Source organism: Pseudomonas caspiana, from assembly GCF_040224095.2.
Taxonomy (GTDB): Bacteria; Pseudomonadota; Gammaproteobacteria; order Pseudomonadales; family Pseudomonadaceae; genus Aquipseudomonas; species Aquipseudomonas caspiana.
Map to the genome: position 1 here is coordinate 4439626 of NZ_CP167995.1, position 16718 is coordinate 4456343.

The following is a 16718-nucleotide window of genomic DNA, read 5'->3' on the forward strand; positions in this document are numbered from 1 at the left end:
GGTCTGTTCACTTCTCGTAATTCGAAATTCGGTGGAGCTTTCGCTCTTGGCTTGCGCTCAATAGTGCAAGAGCCCAGGCACGCGTTCAAGCCATCGGCCCGTCGCTGCGCACTGCAGGCGCAGACGTGCCCGTTCTTAGCAAGGCCGGGGATTATATAGCGTTAATCACGACCGTGCAGCCGCGCAAACCGAACAGATCAAGATAACTTTGCCTCTTTCGGCTACTCAGACCACCGCAGCGGCCGGAGCGAGAGCAGGCCCGCCAGAAAGCGAGCCCGCGGAAACTGGAGGTTACGCAGCAATATCAGGCCTGTGTCATATCAGGGCTGTCACCTTTCAGCAGATGAGTAACACAGACGACCCGGATAAGGCCGCTGAAGTTCTTCACGCCGCCGTAGCGCAGGTGTACTTCCCTGTCTATATAGGAAAGCACCGCGTTCACTGAACAATCGTTTGATCTGGCTATCATCGAAAGGATATTCCAGTACACATTTTCCAGGCGCAAACAGGTTGCCAGCCCATTAAGGCGGACGGATTTGGAGTGGGGCTGAGCCAGCGCCATATTGAAATCTTCAACAAAGGGATCATTGCAAATTTTCGCGTGACGCTTTGAATCTCTTATGTCGCATTCGACCTCTCGAACCATAACGGCTTCCTCTAAACAATAAATTCGGGTCCCATGAGAAACATTTAAATATAAATAAATGCCCATCTATCAGGCCCGAATTACGTTTTGATAACCAGCCGCATTGAGACTCAAAGCGTGTAGGACATCACTACAAAGCACTAAGGAATAGTGATCAGTTACTTGCGTACAATTACTAGACACAAGAACAGGTAATGAATAGTTATATCAAATTAAAGAAAATAGATTTTTGCAGCAGAAAAATTTAACGAGCGCCTTACCTCAGGCAAAGATCAGCCAGACCGGGAGCCTGCCTGCAAAAAAAGACAGGCGAGCAGCGCCATGCGCCACCCGCCTGTTTTATTACTGGGTCTCAAGCATCGAACGAAGCATCCACGCGGTTTTTTCGTGGACCTGCATTCTTTGTGTCAGCAAATCAGCAGTCGGTTCGTCACTGACTTTATCCAGAAGAGGAAAAAGACTACGCGCTGTACGCACTACAGCCTCTTGCCCCTGAACCAGACTTCTAATCATATCCTCAGCAGCCGGAACACCCTCCTCCTCCTTGATTGAAGAAAGACGAGCATACGTTGTGTAGGTGCCCGGAGCCGGGAAGCCCAATGCACGAATACGCTCGGCAATGGAATCAACGGCCAGGGCCAGTTCGTTGTACTGCTCTTCGAACATCAGATGCAGTGTACGAAACATCGGGCCGCTAACGTTCCAGTGAAAGTTATGCGTTTTTAGATAGAGCACGTAAGTATCTGCGAGCAAATGAGAAAGACCATCGACGATTGACTTGCGATTCTCTTCGCTGATACCGATATCGATTGCCATGTATTTCCCCTTTCAATTGATGATTTAATCCAGCAGGTACGCGGATACTGTACCAAGACACAGACCGGGACGCAGCCCTGCCTTAAAAATAGCTGCCCCCTCCCGCCGAAAAAACTGACGCATTGAAATGCGCTCATCCGACACCGCCCGTCGCTTTGTCCCACTCCGGCCTGTCACTCTGCGATGTAACGCAAGCTCTTGATTTGAGTAGCTCTGAGCTTTGCTGTTAAATACACCGCGTGTCGCGGCGGCTGATTGATCAGGCCGTCGTGCATAGGCTGAAAGATCACTTGTGCCTCACGCCTCCATTTTTCAAGAAGCGTACCGGGTGCCTTCAGCTATTTCCTTGCGATCCATCTTAATGTGAGTCATCGACATGTTGAAAATAGTCCACCTGCTAACGGGAGCCGCAGCCCTGCTGCTTTCCTTTATCCCCAGCCTGCGTAGTGAAGCATTGTCTTCCCTACTGCAACCCGATGCGCTTTATCTGGCATTCTTCGGCCTGCTCAATCTTGTACTTGCACCCGTGATCCCCTACTGGAACAGAGGCCCACGTCATCACCTGCAAAACCTGGTCAGCGCATTACTCGTTATTGCTGTCGCGATTCAAATCCTGACCCTGCTTGTCCCCCTCGAAACCATCGCAGGCCAGCCAGCTATCATCGCAGCACTGACTGCTGCCCTGATTGCAGTAGCCCTGCATCTGGCCGTTAGTTTCTACAGGTCGTCACCTTCACCTGTTGCACAAAGCCATGACATGACCAACCGCGATACCGGGACCGTGAAGTGGTTTAACACGTCCAAGGGTTTCGGCTTCATTTCCCGTGACTCCGGCGACGACATCTTCGTGCATTTCCGGGCCATCCGTGGCGAAGGTCACCGGGTATTGGTCGAAGGCCAGCGTGTTGAGTTCTCCGTCATGAATCGCGACAAGGGCTTACAGGCAGAGGATGTGATTGCCGCATTGCCGCGCCGCTGATTCTGCTGCCAGACAAAAAAGGCCTTCTATATAGAAGGCCTTTTTTTGTACCGACGAAAACTCAATAATGCGGTGGGGGCGTATCCTCACCGAAAACCTCGAATTGACTGCCCATTTCTTCCTGACGCTTGAGCATGGCCGCAAACTGCTGCTGCAGACGATCAAGAGATCGCTGTTGAGCAACCAGCACGTCGTTCAACGCCTGAATCGTGTCATCCTGAAAAGCCAGTCGGCTCTCCAGTTCTGTCACTCGCGCTTCAAGGCTCATACTGAATGCTCCGCAAACGTAAAGTCTTTGAGCAGGGCCGCTCGCAGTTGATCCTTGATCTGTGAAAACTCCTGCTCCGTATAAGGCTTGGCCGGATGCTTACCCCAGACAGGTGCAGGCCAGGCGATATCGCTACGACGCCGCACGATGACATGCATATGCAATTGACTGACGACGTTACCCAATGCTGCCACATTGAGTTTGTCGGCATTGAACACTCCCTTCAACTGTTCCGACAGACCGGTAGTTTCCTGCCACAACTGCAGCTGATCCTTGGGATCAAGCTCGAACACCTCAGTAATGTCCGCACGCCGAGGCACTAGAATGAACCAAGGGTAATTCGAGTCGTTGGACAGCAACAGCCGGCATAACGGGAAATCCCCGATCAGCAATGTATCTTCTTGCAAGCGTGAATCCAGAGCGAACACGATGTAACTCCTGATCTACAGGTTAGAGTTGATGTGCGCCGACTTTATTTCAGATGCCAGCGCACAGTACCGGCAGGATACGCGGGAAAATCCGCAACTTCACCGCCTACCCCATCAGCGGGTAGCCTTCAGTGGCCTCACTCTGCGCAACGCGGGCCCCTGGCAGACCACAGCACAGCACGCACCAGCAAATGCCACCACGCTCGCCAAACGCCCTTTTTCTGCACACAACGTCCCAAGCCATCACTGTGACATCTGTTACATATCGCTACAGATGAAGCGCCCCGAACTAGCGACCCCGAATCAAGAAAAAGGTCTTACGTCACGTAAATGAGACGATGCAGCGCGGAACACAATCCAGAGGCAAGAGCTGAGATCCACTTTGAGGCATTGAAGACAGCACCCGCACCAAAACGACCCACCCTTCTTCCCCCGTCGGATGACTCACTGACGCTCTACCCACTGGAAGCGTGCAGAGGTAACGCTAAAGAACGCCACATCCGGGATCTCTGTAAGAAAAGCTAGCAAAACTCGAAAATTTTTTTAGATTTTTTACATTTAATTTCAATCACTTATAAAAATATTCGAAGGTAATTCCTAGTTTTTTCACATTTTTTTCTCATTCCGCTAAGCTTTGTGCACGGTTGTTGCTAAGTTACTGAACAAGGTTGATCAGTCTTCTGGCGGAAAACAGAAGAAGGGCAATCACGAAAGGTGGAAGAAATAATCCACGGAAGGAAGGCGAAGCAGTGCACAGGCCTTGTATCTCGATGATCCCATCGGTCGAGATGCGGCATTCTTGGAAGGCTGTGTATTTGCGACATGGATCGTGAGTATTTGCGACAGGGCTGTAAAGATTTTGCAAGGTTAGGTCTGTAACTATAGCCACCATTGTCAGCGCGATATAACTTTCGCCGACACAAAAAAGAAAGAGCCGCCCAGATAAAAAAACAGGTGGACGGCAGTACTCTTCTCTTAAAAACCAAAGGAGCAAGTCACAATGAGAGTGATGAAGTGGAGCGCAATCGCACTGGCCGTTACGGCTGCCAGCACCCAATTGGCAACGGCTGCACCGTTCGTCAGCGATCAGGCTGATGCCAAGGGTTTCATTGAAGGCAGCACGCTGGACCTGAAGGCTCGCAACTACTATTACAATCGTGACAAGAAAGACACCAACGTCGACGACAAAGACTGGACCCAAGGCTTCTGGGGCAACTTCAGCACCGGCTACACCCAAGGTACCATCGGTGTTGGCGTTGAGGCTTTCGGTTACTTCGGTCTGAAACTTGACGGTCAGGACAAATATTCAGGTTCGGGCAACCTGGTGACAAACAGCCAGGGCGAGAACGAAGACAGCTTCGGCAAAGCCGGTGGCGCTGTTAAATTCCGCGTTTCGAAAACCGAGCTGAAAATTGGCGACATGCAGCCAACCAGCCCTGTATTCGCCGTGGGCGGTTCTCGCCTGTTGCCACAAACCGCTAGCGGTATCAGCTTGCAAAGCAGTGAAATCGCTGGCCTGGATCTGGAAGGTGGTCACTTCTACTCCGGCACCAGTCAGGATGACACCAGCCACAGCGGCAACATTTGGGCAACCTATGCAGGCCAGTCGGCCAAGTCGGCTGACTTCGTAGGTGGTAAGTACTCGATTACCGACAGCCTTGGTGTAGCACTCTACGCGGCCAAGCTGGAAGACATCTGGGATCAGTACTACGCCAACGTGAACTATGCATTGCCGCTGACTGATTCTCAGTCTCTGGCATTTGATGCAAACCTGTATCGCACCGAGGACGAAGGTAGCGCCAAAGCTGGCGATATCAGCAATACCGCGTTCTCTGGCTCGGTTGCTTACTCGTTCGCAGCCGCTCATACCGTGACTGTTGCATTCCAGAAGATCAACGGCGATACCCCGTTCGACTACATCGGTATTGGTGACAATAACCGCGGTGGCGACTCGATCTTCCTGAACAACTCGATCCAGTACTCTGACTTTAACGGTCCTGGCGAGAAATCCTGGCAGGCACGCTACGATCTGAACATGGCCCCATACGGCGTTCCGGGCCTGAGCTTCATGACCCGTTACATCAAGGGTTATGACATTGACGGCACCAACACCCCGACTGGCAGCGCCTATGCGAACTTGTACGGCGCAGACGGTAAGCACCACGAAACCAACTTTGAAGCCAAATACGTGGTTCAAGCTGGTCCAGCCAAAGACCTGTCGTTCCGTATCCGTCAAGCATGGCACCGCGCTAATGATGACCAGGGTGAAGGCGACGTTAACGAGTTCCGTCTGATTGTCGACTACCCGATCTCGGTCCTGTAATCGCAACTCAGTCTGTCGCTCAAGAAAAAGCCCGGCTTAGGCCGGGCTTTTTCATACATGGGTTAAACAGATTTCGCTGCAATCCTGAGAGCCTTGCGGCCTGTACGGGACTAGACACTGCCCGTACAATGCCCAGTCATTTCCAGTCACAGCAACCGACAACGGCCAACCATGCGCACCAGTCAATTTTTGCTCGCCACACAGAAAGAAACCCCTTCCGATGCGGTCGTGATCAGCCACCAGCTAATGCTGCGTGCAGGCATGATTCGCAAACTTGCTTCCGGCCTGTACACCTGGCTGCCCATGGGCTTGCGCGTATTACGCAAAGTCGAAGCCATCGTTCGTGAAGAAATGGACGCTGCGGGCGCGCTGGAAGTACTGATGCCGGGTATCCAGCCCGCAGAGTTGTGGCAAGAATCCGGCCGCTGGGAACAGTACGGCCCTGAGCTCATGCGCCTGACCGATCGGCACAACCGTGATTTCTGCCTGGGCCCGACTCACGAAGAAGTCATCACCGATCTGGCCCGCAATGAGCTTAATAGCTATAAACAGCTGCCGATCAATCTGTACCAGATCCAGACTAAATTCCGCGACGAGATTCGCCCGCGCTTTGGCTTGATGCGTGGCCGCGAGTTCGTCATGAAAGACGCGTACTCGTTCCACGCTGATCACGCTTCGCTGCAGGTCACCTACGATCGCATGCACCTGGCGTACTGCAATGTGTTTTCCCGCCTGGGTCTGAAATTTCGCCCGGTTGAAGCCGATAACGGCTCGATCGGTGGCGCAGGCTCACACGAGTTTCACGTGCTGGCCGAATCAGGCGAAGACGATATCGTATTCAGCGATGGCTCCGACTACGCTGCCAACATCGAAAAAGCCGAAGCCGTTCCACGCGAAACCAGCCGCGGCGCGCCAACTGAAGAGTTGCGCCTGATCGACACTCCAGACGCCAAGACCATTGCGCAAGTGGTAGAAGGCTTCAATCTGCCGATCGAGAAGACCATCAAGACCTTGGTGGTTCACGCAGCCGAAGAAGGCAAGCTGATCGCCCTGATCATTCGTGGCGACCACGAGCTCAATGAAATCAAGGCTGCCAAACTGGAGCAGGTTGCCAGCCCGCTGGTCATGGCTTCCGAAGCCGAACTGCGTGCTGCCATCGGTGCCGGTGCAGGCTCGCTGGGCCCACTCAATCTGCCACTGCCTTGCATCATTGACCGTTCGGTTGAGCTGATGAGCGACTTCGCCATTGGTGCGAACATTGATGACAAGCACTACTTCGGCGTGAACTGGGAGCGCGATCTGCCTGTGCCGACCGTTGCCGATCTGCGCAACGTAGTGGCGGGCGATCCTAGTCCGGATGGCAAAGGCACACTCGAAATCAAACGCGGCATCGAGGTCGGCCATATCTTCCAGTTGGGCACCAAGTACAGCGAAGCGATGAAGTGCCAGGTCCTGGGCGAGAACGGCAAGCCGGTCAACCTGTCCATGGGTTGCTACGGCATCGGCGTGTCCCGCGTAGTGGCTGCCGCCATCGAGCAGAACAGCGATGACAACGGCATTATCTGGAATGACACACTGGCGCCTTTCCAGATCGCGCTGGTACCGCTGCGCTACGAAACCGATGCAGTACGGGAGGCGACCGACAAGTTGTATGCCGAACTGACCGCCGCAGGCTTCGAAGTGCTGCTCGATGACCGCGACAAGAAAACCAGCCCGGGCAACAAGTTTGCCGACATGGAGCTCATTGGCATTCCACATCGCATCGTAGTCAGTGATCGTGGCCTGGCCGAAGGTAATCTGGAATACAAGAGCCGGACCGAATCCGAGGCCCAGGCCCTGCCGGTTGCCGAGGTGCTGTCCTTCATTCAGGGTCGCGTTCGCCGCTGAGAACTGATTAGCGCCCATCGCTCGGTGGGCGCTACCTGTTCCAGTAATGACGCGCCTTAATCCGCAAGAGATCTCATGTTCAAGCGATCCCCCTTCAACCTAGGCTGCGTGATTGTCTGCGCCACCCTGGTCAGCGGCTGCGCCAACCAACTGTCGCAACGTAGCGAGCACGAAGAACGCATCGAGCGCAAACTGCTCTCGCACAGTGTACAAATCGACCTCGGCGAGCCCAAAACCCTTGAGCTTCCGCAGCGTCGTGTGCGCATTAACGAAAAAAGGACCTTTGAGGTCACCGAATTTGAAGTAACCCGTCTTTACGATCGATACACCCCGTATCAGCCATGGCGGGAAATCTACGAGATCCCGCTCGGTGCGGTGGCGGTCGTGGCCGGCGTTGGCGCCAACGTGGTTAACGTATTTGCGCTGGGCCGCCTGCCGGACAGCGTGACCAAAGACTGGATCAATTACGGCGTTGCCGGACTCAACCCATTCATGAACGCGCCCTCCCACGGCCGTGCTCAACAGAACCTGGCCGGCATTAACGAAGTTCAGCGCGACAAAAGAATCGAAAACTCGACGCTGCCGTGGAGCGAACGCCCTGTGACGGTCAAGGCCGGCTCTCAGACTCACGAGCTGACCACAGACCGTAATGGCATTTTACGCCTGAGCCTGCTGGACAGTCCGTTTGCGGAGCAGGATCTGAGTCATGTCACACGTCTGTATCTAAGTGTCGAAGATGATCAGGACAATACCCACTCCAATGCAGACCTGGTGGTCAGTCGCACGCTGCGTGGCAAACTGATTGAGGCTCATGGACTGATTTATGACGACCTGGAGGATGATGAGGTCAGTCAGTGGGTTTACCGAGTCAAGCGCCTTTCTGATCTGGGCCTGGAAGAAGAGGCCAGCGATCTCGAGCAGAGCCTGATAGAAATGACGCGAGACGATCCGCAATTGCAGCAGGAGTTTTTGAAATCTCTGGCCAAGGATGCGGGTCGACTGGTAGCGGATCCCGGCGCGGAAAAATAACCTGAAGCGCTCTGCTTTTCTGTAGGCGTTACCGAAGGCTGCGAGGCATTTATCCTGACACCGCCATCGCAGCCTTCGGCAGTTCCTACGAGTCACCAGTTCGCTTCGCGATCGCGCGGCAACCGGACAAAAACGCTCAGCGCGAAAACAGCTCCAACTGCTCGTGCGCTTTTCGCAAATCATGCAAACGTACACCGATCCCCAGCAAACGGACTGGCTTGCCGCCCCGGGCAAATGCCTGAGTGAGCAGATGCTCGAAGCTGTCCAGATCCCGACCTATCCCTGATTGCTCAAGTGTCGTCTGGGTGAAATCGTGAAACTTTACTTTCACGAACGGTTTGCCAGGCCGGTACTGCCCCTCCATCCGCTCTACCCGTCCGTTTAAGGTTTCCAGCAGCTCTGGAAGCTTTCTCAGGCAACTGGCCAGATCAGGAAGATCGGTGTCGTAGGTATTTTCCACGCTTACAGACTGCCGCCTGCTGTCATTTTGAACCGGCCGCTCATCAATGCCACGCGCCAGTCCCCACAGACGCTCGCCGAACGAACCAAACTCTCGCACCAGTGCCAGCTTTTTCCAGTCGCGTAAATCGCTGCAACTGACAATCCCCAGCCTGCCCAACTTATCAGCAGTCACTTTGCCGACACCGTGCAGCTTGCTGACCGGCAATTGCGCAACGAAGTCCTCGACCTGATCGGGGGTAATCACGAACAACCCGTTGGGCTTCTTCCAGTCGCTGGCAATTTTGGCCAGAAATTTATTGGGCGCAACGCCAGCCGAGACAGTGATGTGCAATTGGTTGGATACCCTGCGCCGAATATCCTGGGCAATCCTTGTCGCACTGCCAGAAAAATGGCTGGTATCGGACACGTCGAGATAAGCCTCATCAAGCGAAAGCGGTTCAATGAGGTCGGTGTAGTCACGGAAGATGGCGTGGATCTCTTTGGACGCTTCTTTATAAGCATCCATTCTCGGCTTGACGATGGTGAGGTCCGGGCACAGCTTCAATGCGTGACGCGAAGACATCGCCGAGCGTACGCCGTAGGCCCTAGCCTCATAATTGCAGGTCGCAATAACGCCTCGCCGATCTGCAGAGCCGCCCACGGCTAAAGGTTTGTTAGCCAACCGAGGGTCATCGCGCATTTCGATGGCTGCATAAAAGCAGTCACAGTCGACATGGATGATTTTTCGCTGCGTCATGTGGGCGTTTTGCGATAGGCGTGGTCGACCAGTATCTCACTCGTGTCGATATGTGACATCTCATGATGTGCACGCTTAAAAGAAATTGATGCGATCACGTCGCTACCGGTACCAGACATATTGCCTGACAGGCCCACTCAGCATGGCCTGCAGCCTGTCCAAGCGGTCAAAAACCGGCGCTAAGCGATTGAAGGAAAAGCAATTTTAGAAAATTAACAATTGACAGCTTAGCGATCCTCTGTAGAATGCCGCCACACAGACGCGGGATGGAGCAGTCTGGTAGCTCGTCGGGCTCATAACCCGAAGGTCGTCGGTTCAAATCCGGCTCCCGCAACCAAACATCAAAAAAGGCTACTCGAAAGAGTGGCCTTTTTTGTGCCTGTCATTTGAGAGTGGTACGCGACCAGAAACTGGATCAAGCATTTGGGTTGATGTAATCGCCACTCGAACTCCTAACCTGCCCTCTCGATCTTGCCAACCCGCCGCAATGCGACGAGCAAAAATCTTTACGAGTCCGGCACTTAAATCTCCAACCCTCCGAACCAAACTAATTCGCCGACTTTTCTCATTAAAGGTTGACACCTCGTCGTTCGGCTGTAGAATGCCGCCACACAGACGCGGGATGGAGCAGTCTGGTAGCTCGTCGGGCTCATAACCCGAAGGTCGTCGGTTCAAATCCGGCTCCCGCAACCAAACATCAAAAAAGGCTACTCGAAAGAGTGGCCTTTTTTGTGCGCGACACAAAATAGCGCAAGTCTTTGGCATAGATCGAAATTCCCCCTCTCCCTCGCCCCCCCGCACGCCCTCCTTGTAACGTAATATTACAAAACGCGACAGTTTTACACCGTTCTGCCGATAGCTGTTTAATAGCTGAACTGTTGCTGAACAGCTACATGAACGAACAGGCTCCATTCGCTCGTTAGACGATGACGCGCTAACATCTCGAAATATTTTTTGCGTAGGGATTGGTAACTTGGCTGTATACCTCCATTCTGTCGCGCACGATCCAAGGAGTGATTGATGCGCGCCAACCCGTCAGAACCGAACGAAGCAGTTACGGCGAATCAACCCATCCAGCCTGCCCGGCTCAAGTGGCTCGAGTTGCTGAGTAAATATCGCCAGCCAATTGGGCTGGGCGTTACGCTTCTACTATTCGCCGTGGCCTTGATTGCTTGCCGACACATGTTGAGCGAGCTCGACCTCTATGCACTGCAAGACTCATTATTGAGCGTGCCTGCTCCATCGTTGGCGGGAGCGGTGTTAGCAACAGTCGCCGGTTTCGTCATTCTTTTGGGCTATGAATGGTCCGCCAGTCGTTACGCGGGCGTTAACCTGCCAAACAAAACACTGGCCATGGGCGGTTTTACTGCGTTCGCCATTGGCAATGCTGTCGGCCTGTCGATGCTTTCCGGCGGCTCGGTACGCTATCGTCTGTATTCGCGCAAAGGCATCGGCGCGGTCGAAGTAGCGCGCATGACGCTGTTCGCCAGCCTGTCTTTGGGCTGCGCCCTGCCGCCACTGGCAGCCATCGCAACCCTGAGCAATCTGTCCGGTGCATCGCTGGCACTGCACACCCCCGTGGACTTGCTGGCAGCCATCGCCATTGGTGTGCTGGTACTGACAGGCGTATTGGCCGTTGCGGTCTACCGCCGCCGCCTGCCCGAACAAACGATCCCGCACACCCTGCTAGTGCATGCCGGACGCCGGACACTGCGACTCCCTGGCGTGAACCTGACGCTGATGCAACTGGTGATCACCGCTCTGGACGTCGCTGCAGCTGCCACGGTCCTGTATCTGCTATTGCCGCAATCGCCCCCCTTCGGCGCGTTCCTGCTGGTTTACCTGCTGGCATTGGCCGCTGGCGTACTTAGTCATGTACCGGGTGGCGTCGGGGTTTTCGAAGCCATCCTGCTCGCGGCATTCGCCAATGAACTGGGTGCCGCGCCGTTGGCTGCAGCGTTGCTGCTGTATCGGATGATTTACGTCGTCCTGCCATTGTTACTGGCTTGCCTGGTGCTGTTGTTCACCGAAGGTCAGCGCCTGCTGCCGACCAAACAGGCGATGCGCGTCGCCTCGGGTCTGGCAGCGCCAATTCTGGCGCTGCTGGTGTTCCTTTCTGGCGTCGTGCTGCTTTTTTCTGGCGCTACTCCTGAAATCGATACCCGCCTTGAAGACCTGGGATTTCTCATCCCCCATCGCCTGATCAACCTTTCGCACTTTGGCGCCAGCCTGATTGGCGTCCTGTGCCTGCTCCTGGCTCAAGGACTGCGCCGGCGCTTGTCTGCTGCGTGGATGTTGACTGTCATTTTGCTACTGGCAGGCGCGGCCCTGTCGATGCTCAAAGGTTTCGACTATGAAGAAGCCACGCTGCTGATTCTGACCGCAGGGCTATTGGCAATTTTCCGCCGCTCGTTCTACCGACCCAGTCGTCTGCTGGAACTGCCCTTCTCCCCGCTGTATCTGGTAGCGACCCTTTGCGTACTGGGCGCATCGTTCTGGCTACTGCTGTTTGCATATCAGGACGTGCCGTATAGCCACCAACTGTGGTGGCAGTTCACTCTGGATGCGGACGCGCCTCGCGGCCTACGCTCAGCCTTAGGCAGCGCGGTGCTGTTGATCATTGTCTCGCTCACCTGGCTGCTGCGCACCGCACGACCGGTTATCAAGCTGCCAGACGCTTCCGAACTCGCCAAGGCCGCCGAAATCGTCAATGCCTCCTCACAGCCCGATGGCGGGCTGGTGCTGACGGGCGATAAAGCCGTGCTGCTGCACCCGGAGGGCAAAGCATTTCTGATGTATGCCCATCGTGGTCGCAGCCTGGTTGCGCTATATGATCCGATTGGTCCGACACAGCAACGCGCCGAACTGATCTGGCAATTCCGTGACCTGTGTGACGTTCACCACGCACGACCAGTGTTCTATCAGGTCCGCGCGGAAAACTTGCCGTTCTACATGGACATCGGTCTGACCGCGATCAAGCTTGGTGAAGAAGCGCGGGTCAACTTGCGTAGCTTCGACATCGAAGCCAAGGGCAAGGAGATGAAAGACCTGCGCTATACCTGGAATCGTGGCGGGCGTGATGGCTTGTCGTTGGAGATCTATGAAGCCGGCCAGGCGCCACTGGATGAGCTGAAGGTCATCTCCGATGCCTGGCTGACCGGCAAGAACGTCCGTGAAAAAGGTTTCTCGCTAGGACGTTTCAGCCCTGAGTACCTCAAGCATTTCCGCATCGCGATCATCCACTTCGAAGGCAAGCCGGTAGCGTTCGCCAACCTGCTGGAGACCTCGCGCCATGACCTGGCCAGTCTGGACCTGATGCGCGCCCACCCGGACGCACCGAAGCTGACCATGGAGTTCATGATGGTCGGGCTGATTCTGTATTACAAAGAACATGGCTACGAACGTTTCAGCCTGGGCATGGTGCCGCTGTCGGGTCTGCAACCACGCCGTGGCGCGCCCCTGACTCAGCGTCTCGGGTCCATGGTGTTCCGTCGTGGCGAACAGCTCTACAACTTCCAGGGCTTGCGTCGCTTCAAGGACAAATTCCAGCCTGACTGGGAACCACGTTATATGGCCGTGCCCGCCGGACTCGATCCGCTGGTGGCACTGGCTGACACCGCCGCCCTGATTGCGGGCGGCCTGACTGGATTGGTGAAACGCTGATGATTCAACGCTACCGGCGCATTTTGCTCGCAGCACTGCTGATTGTTTTGGTTCTGGTTCTTGGGGTCTGGCTGTGGAGCCGCCCTGCCCCACCTGCAACACTGGACCGCTCGGCACTGACCGACGGCTCAGCGCTGACTGATGTCACGCCCGGCAGCCGAACCAAGGTTCGTGTCGCATTGGCAGTCACCGCAGACAACCTACTGTCAGACAAACAATTGCAGGCCCTGAGCCAGGACGCTTCTGCCCGGATCATTCAGGTTGTACTGCCCAAGGACGACTGCACCCTGCAGCAGAAGACCTTCAATGAAGCCCTTGGCAAACTCGATGAAGCGCCAACGGTTGTTGCCGGCATTGGTCCAGGCGCGACTTTGGCGTGGCGCTGGCTCGCGGGACAGGACAACGACAAGGCTGAAGCCATTTCGGTAGGCTTTTATCTGGAACAACCTTCTCAACCGGTCAAGCCGCTCGAGCCAGACGAAACGCCCCCCGTGATCTGTGACGTGCCATTGCCCAAATCTGCTCCACACGGTCACTGGATGGTGGCGTGGAACGATGCACCGGACGATGAACCCGCCGCGTTCGTGCGCGATCAGGCTAACGCCGATACCAGCATCAGCGATTACGACATCAAGCTGCCGCAAGTCCTCAACAGCGAACTGCGTCGCAAGCTGGTCGGCGAAGACGACAAAGGCGGCGGCCTGGGTATTCCTGTCGTAGAAGTGCCTGCCGCACAACCATCGGACACCGTGACGCTGTTCCTGTCCGGTGACGGTGGCTGGCGTGATCTGGACAAAGTTGTTGCCGGGGATATGGCCGGGATGGGCTATCCAGTCGTTGGCATCGACGTGCTGCGCTACTACTGGGAACACAAATCCCCTGAGCAGACCGCCACTGACCTGACTGAACTGATGCAACACTACCGGCAAAAATGGGGCGCCAAGCGCTTCATTCTGGCGGGTTACTCATTTGGTGCAGATGTCCTGCCCGCCGTTTACAACCGCTTGGCGCAAGAGGATCAAGACCGCGTCGACGGCATGATCCTGCTGGCCTTTGCACGCACCGGCAGTTTCGAGATTCGCGTCGACGGCTGGCTGGGTGCAGCGGGCAAGGATCTGCAGACAGGTCCGGAAATGGCAAAATTGCCGGGCGACAAAGTGCTCTGCGTCTATGGCGTGGAAGAGACAAAAGAAAGTGGCTGTACGGACACCACGGCTGTCGGCGAGAAGCTGCAACTGCCTGGCGGTCACCACTTCGACGAAAACTACCCGGCGCTTGCCAAGCGCTTGATTGCTTTCATCAATAAGCGTCAGGGCAAGACTCAAGCGCAGTAAAACGCTTTTGGCAGCCCAAAAAAATCCCCGTCAGCTTTTAGGCTACGGGGATTTTTTGTTGTGGAGTTTGGCCGGGGAAATCCGGTTCCCTGTTGAAGCGAGGGTTGCTTGCGACCCCGTGGACTCGGTGGATCAGACCCACCGCTTTAATCTCGCGGGCAAGCCTGGCTCCAACAGGCGGACACCTGTAGGTGCGTGCCGCCTGGCTACATCTCCACCTGCGTCCCCAATTCAATCACCCGATTAAACGGCAGCTTGAAGAACCGCAAATTACCATTGGCATTCCTGAGCATGAACGCGAATAACCCTTCCCGCCAGCGAGCCATACCGACCATCTTCGACGCAATCACCGTCTCACGACTGAGAAAGTACGTAGTTCGCATCGGGCTGAAATCCAGCTCTTCCAGATGACAAAGGCCAAGGGCAGCAGGAACGTCCGGTTCGTCGATGAATCCGAAGTGCAGGATCACCCTATAGAAACCTTCACCATAGACCTCGACTTCAAACCGCTGCTGCGCAGGCACGCGAGGCGTGTCTTCATACACCACCGTCAGCAACACTACCTGCTCGTGCAAGACCTGGTTGTGCAGCATGTTGTGCAACAGCGCGTGGGGAACTGCATCACTGCGCGCGGTCAGAAACACCGCCGTACCCTGAACCCTGTGCGGTGGCTGAACACGAATACTGCTGATGAAAATCGGCAGCGGCAGCCCGCCTTCGTCGATGCGCTCCACCAATAGCTGTTTACCGCGCTTCCAGGTGGTCATAAGGATAAACAGCACCACCCCGGCAATGACGGGAAACGCGCCACCCTGAATCACCTTCGGCACGTTGGCAGCGAAGAACAGACTGTCCACGAATAACAGCGCCAGTAAAAGCGGCACGGCCAGAACGGCAGGCCATTTCCAGAGCAGCAACATCACCGACGAAACCAGAATGGTGGTGCAGAACATGGTCCCGGTCACCGCAACGCCATAGGCCGAAGCCAGAGCGCCCGAAGACTCGAACCCCAGCACCAACAGAATCACACCGACCATCAACGACCAGTTCACCGCGCCGATGTAGATCTGGCCCTGGGCGTCACTGGACGTGTGCTGAATGTGCATACGCGGGATGTAGCCGAGCTGAATAGCCTGCAAGGTCATGGAGAACGCGCCGGAAATCACCGCCTGAGAGGCGATCACTGTCGCCAGCGTCGACAGGCCGATCAGCGGCAGCAAAGCCCAGCTGGGTGCCAACAGATAGAACGGGTTGCGTGCTGCCTCTGGATCTTCAAGAACCAACGCGCCCTGACCGAAGTAATTGAGCACCAACGCGGGCAGCACCAGAGCAAACCAGGCACGGGCAATCGGCTTGCGGCCAAAGTGCCCCATGTCGGCATACAACGCCTCTGCCCCGGTCAGCGCCAACACCACTGCGCCCAGGATTGCGACGCCTATCCCCGGATGAACAATAAAGAAACGCACGGCCCACAGCGGGTTCATGGCGTGCAGTACTTCGGGCTGATGCACGATGCCATTGATCCCCAAGAGTCCGAGCACCACAAACCAGGTCACCATGACCGGCCCAAACAACACCCCGATACGCGCAGTGCCGTGACGCTGAATAAGAAACAGCGCAACCAGCACCACCAGCGCCATCGGCACCACCCAGTGGTCGATGCCATCAAAGGCCAGCTCCAGCCCTTCCATGGCCGACAGCACCGAAATCGCGGGCGTAATCATGCTGTCGCCATAAAACAGCGCGGCACCGAACAGGCCGAAAACCACCATGGTCATTTGCAGTTTCGGATACCGGGTCGTCGCCCGGCGAGCCAAAGCGGTAAGCGCCATGATGCCGCCCTCGCCCTGGTTGTCTGCACGCAGGATGAACGCCATGTACTTGAACGAAACGACCCAGATCAACGACCAGAAGATCAGCGACAGAATGCCGAGCACTGCGTCGTGGGTGACCTCTACGCCATAACCACCCTGAAACACCTCTTTCAGGGTGTACAGCGGGCTGGTGCCGATATCGCCGTAAACCACACCTACTGCGGCTATCAATAGCGCGAAAGGTTTTGACACTGGATGCCCGGTCCCAGCCTGACTGCTTGCTTGACTCATCTACCACTCCTGAAACCTGGGTTTGAACTGCAGAAACACACG

The 16718-nt window shown here is 55.5% G+C and carries 12 protein-coding genes and 2 tRNA genes; 8 read left to right on the forward strand and 6 right to left on the reverse strand.

Features of this window, described 5'->3' with window-relative positions; translation table 11 throughout:
• Positions 1-304: 304 nt before the first annotated feature.
• The gene (locus ABRP31_RS20095) at positions 305-646 is read right to left on the reverse strand and encodes a ribbon-helix-helix domain-containing protein (RefSeq protein WP_167384403.1); all 342 of its coding nucleotides are present in this window, start codon (positions 644-646) and stop codon (positions 305-307) included.
• Positions 647-988: 342 nt separating this feature from the next.
• Positions 989-1462 (reverse strand): Dps family protein, encoded by a 474-nt coding sequence (locus ABRP31_RS20100; RefSeq protein WP_087274364.1) that lies wholly within the window; start codon positions 1460-1462, stop codon positions 989-991.
• Between the two features lie 376 nt (positions 1463-1838).
• On the opposite strand from ABRP31_RS20100, the gene ABRP31_RS20105 reads away from it, so the two are divergent.
• Positions 1839-2441: a cold-shock protein gene (locus ABRP31_RS20105; RefSeq protein ID WP_158099161.1), complete on the forward strand. Its 603-nt coding sequence runs from the start codon at positions 1839-1841 to the stop codon at positions 2439-2441.
• Positions 2442-2502: 61 nt separating this feature from the next.
• On the opposite strand, the gene ABRP31_RS20110 is transcribed toward ABRP31_RS20105, so the two are convergent.
• Together ABRP31_RS20110 and ABRP31_RS20115 are read right to left on the reverse strand one after the other, a co-directional pair.
• Positions 2503-2709: a SlyX family protein gene (locus ABRP31_RS20110; RefSeq protein WP_349970248.1), complete on the reverse strand. Its 207-nt coding sequence runs from the start codon at positions 2707-2709 to the stop codon at positions 2503-2505.
• Complete coding sequence (locus ABRP31_RS20115; protein ID WP_087274368.1) at positions 2706-3137, reverse strand: HIT domain-containing protein; 432 nt, start codon at positions 3135-3137, stop codon at positions 2706-2708. Before ABRP31_RS20115 ends, ABRP31_RS20110 begins: the two co-directional genes overlap by 4 nt.
• A 1000-nt stretch (positions 3138-4137) precedes the next feature.
• On the opposite strand from ABRP31_RS20115, the gene ABRP31_RS20120 reads away from it, so the two are divergent.
• The 3 genes from ABRP31_RS20120 (at position 4138) to ABRP31_RS20130 (ending at position 8376) form a co-directional block, all read left to right on the forward strand.
• On the forward strand, positions 4138-5460 hold the full coding sequence (locus tag ABRP31_RS20120) for an OprD family porin (protein WP_349970249.1): 1323 nt from the start codon (positions 4138-4140) through the stop codon (positions 5458-5460).
• Between the two features lie 171 nt (positions 5461-5631).
• Complete coding sequence (locus ABRP31_RS20125) at positions 5632-7347, forward strand: proline--tRNA ligase (RefSeq protein WP_349970251.1); 1716 nt, start codon at positions 5632-5634, stop codon at positions 7345-7347.
• Positions 7348-7422: 75 nt separating this feature from the next.
• Entirely contained in the window at positions 7423-8376 is a 954-nt protein-coding gene (locus ABRP31_RS20130) for a hypothetical protein (RefSeq protein WP_349970252.1), read from the forward strand.
• A 136-nt stretch (positions 8377-8512) separates the two neighbouring features.
• Here ABRP31_RS20130 and dinB read toward each other — a convergent pair whose 3' ends face one another.
• On the reverse strand, positions 8513-9574 hold the full coding sequence (gene dinB, locus ABRP31_RS20135) for a DNA polymerase IV (protein WP_349970254.1): 1062 nt from the start codon (positions 9572-9574) through the stop codon (positions 8513-8515).
• A 260-nt stretch (positions 9575-9834) separates the two neighbouring features.
• Between dinB and ABRP31_RS20140 the strand changes: the two genes are divergently transcribed.
• The 4 genes from ABRP31_RS20140 to ABRP31_RS20155 all read left to right on the forward strand — a co-directional run bounded on the left by ABRP31_RS20140 (position 9835) and on the right by ABRP31_RS20155 (position 14571).
• Positions 9835-9911, forward strand: a tRNA-Met gene (locus ABRP31_RS20140).
• Between the two features lie 279 nt (positions 9912-10190).
• Positions 10191-10267 (forward strand) — tRNA-Met (locus ABRP31_RS20145).
• A gap of 327 nt (positions 10268-10594) precedes the next feature.
• On the forward strand, positions 10595-13237 hold the full coding sequence (gene mprF, locus ABRP31_RS20150; RefSeq protein ID WP_087274378.1) for a bifunctional lysylphosphatidylglycerol flippase/synthetase MprF: 2643 nt from the start codon (positions 10595-10597) through the stop codon (positions 13235-13237).
• The gene (locus ABRP31_RS20155) at positions 13237-14571 is read left to right on the forward strand and encodes an AcvB/VirJ family lysyl-phosphatidylglycerol hydrolase (protein WP_349970256.1); all 1335 of its coding nucleotides are present in this window, start codon (positions 13237-13239) and stop codon (positions 14569-14571) included. The genes mprF and ABRP31_RS20155 overlap by 1 nt, the downstream gene beginning before the upstream one ends.
• A 206-nt stretch (positions 14572-14777) precedes the next feature.
• Here ABRP31_RS20155 and ABRP31_RS20160 read toward each other — a convergent pair whose 3' ends face one another.
• Positions 14778-16676, reverse strand: a complete 1899-nt coding sequence (locus tag ABRP31_RS20160) for a potassium transporter Kup (RefSeq protein ID WP_349970257.1) — start codon at positions 16674-16676, stop codon at positions 14778-14780.
• Positions 16677-16718 lie beyond the last annotated feature (42 nt).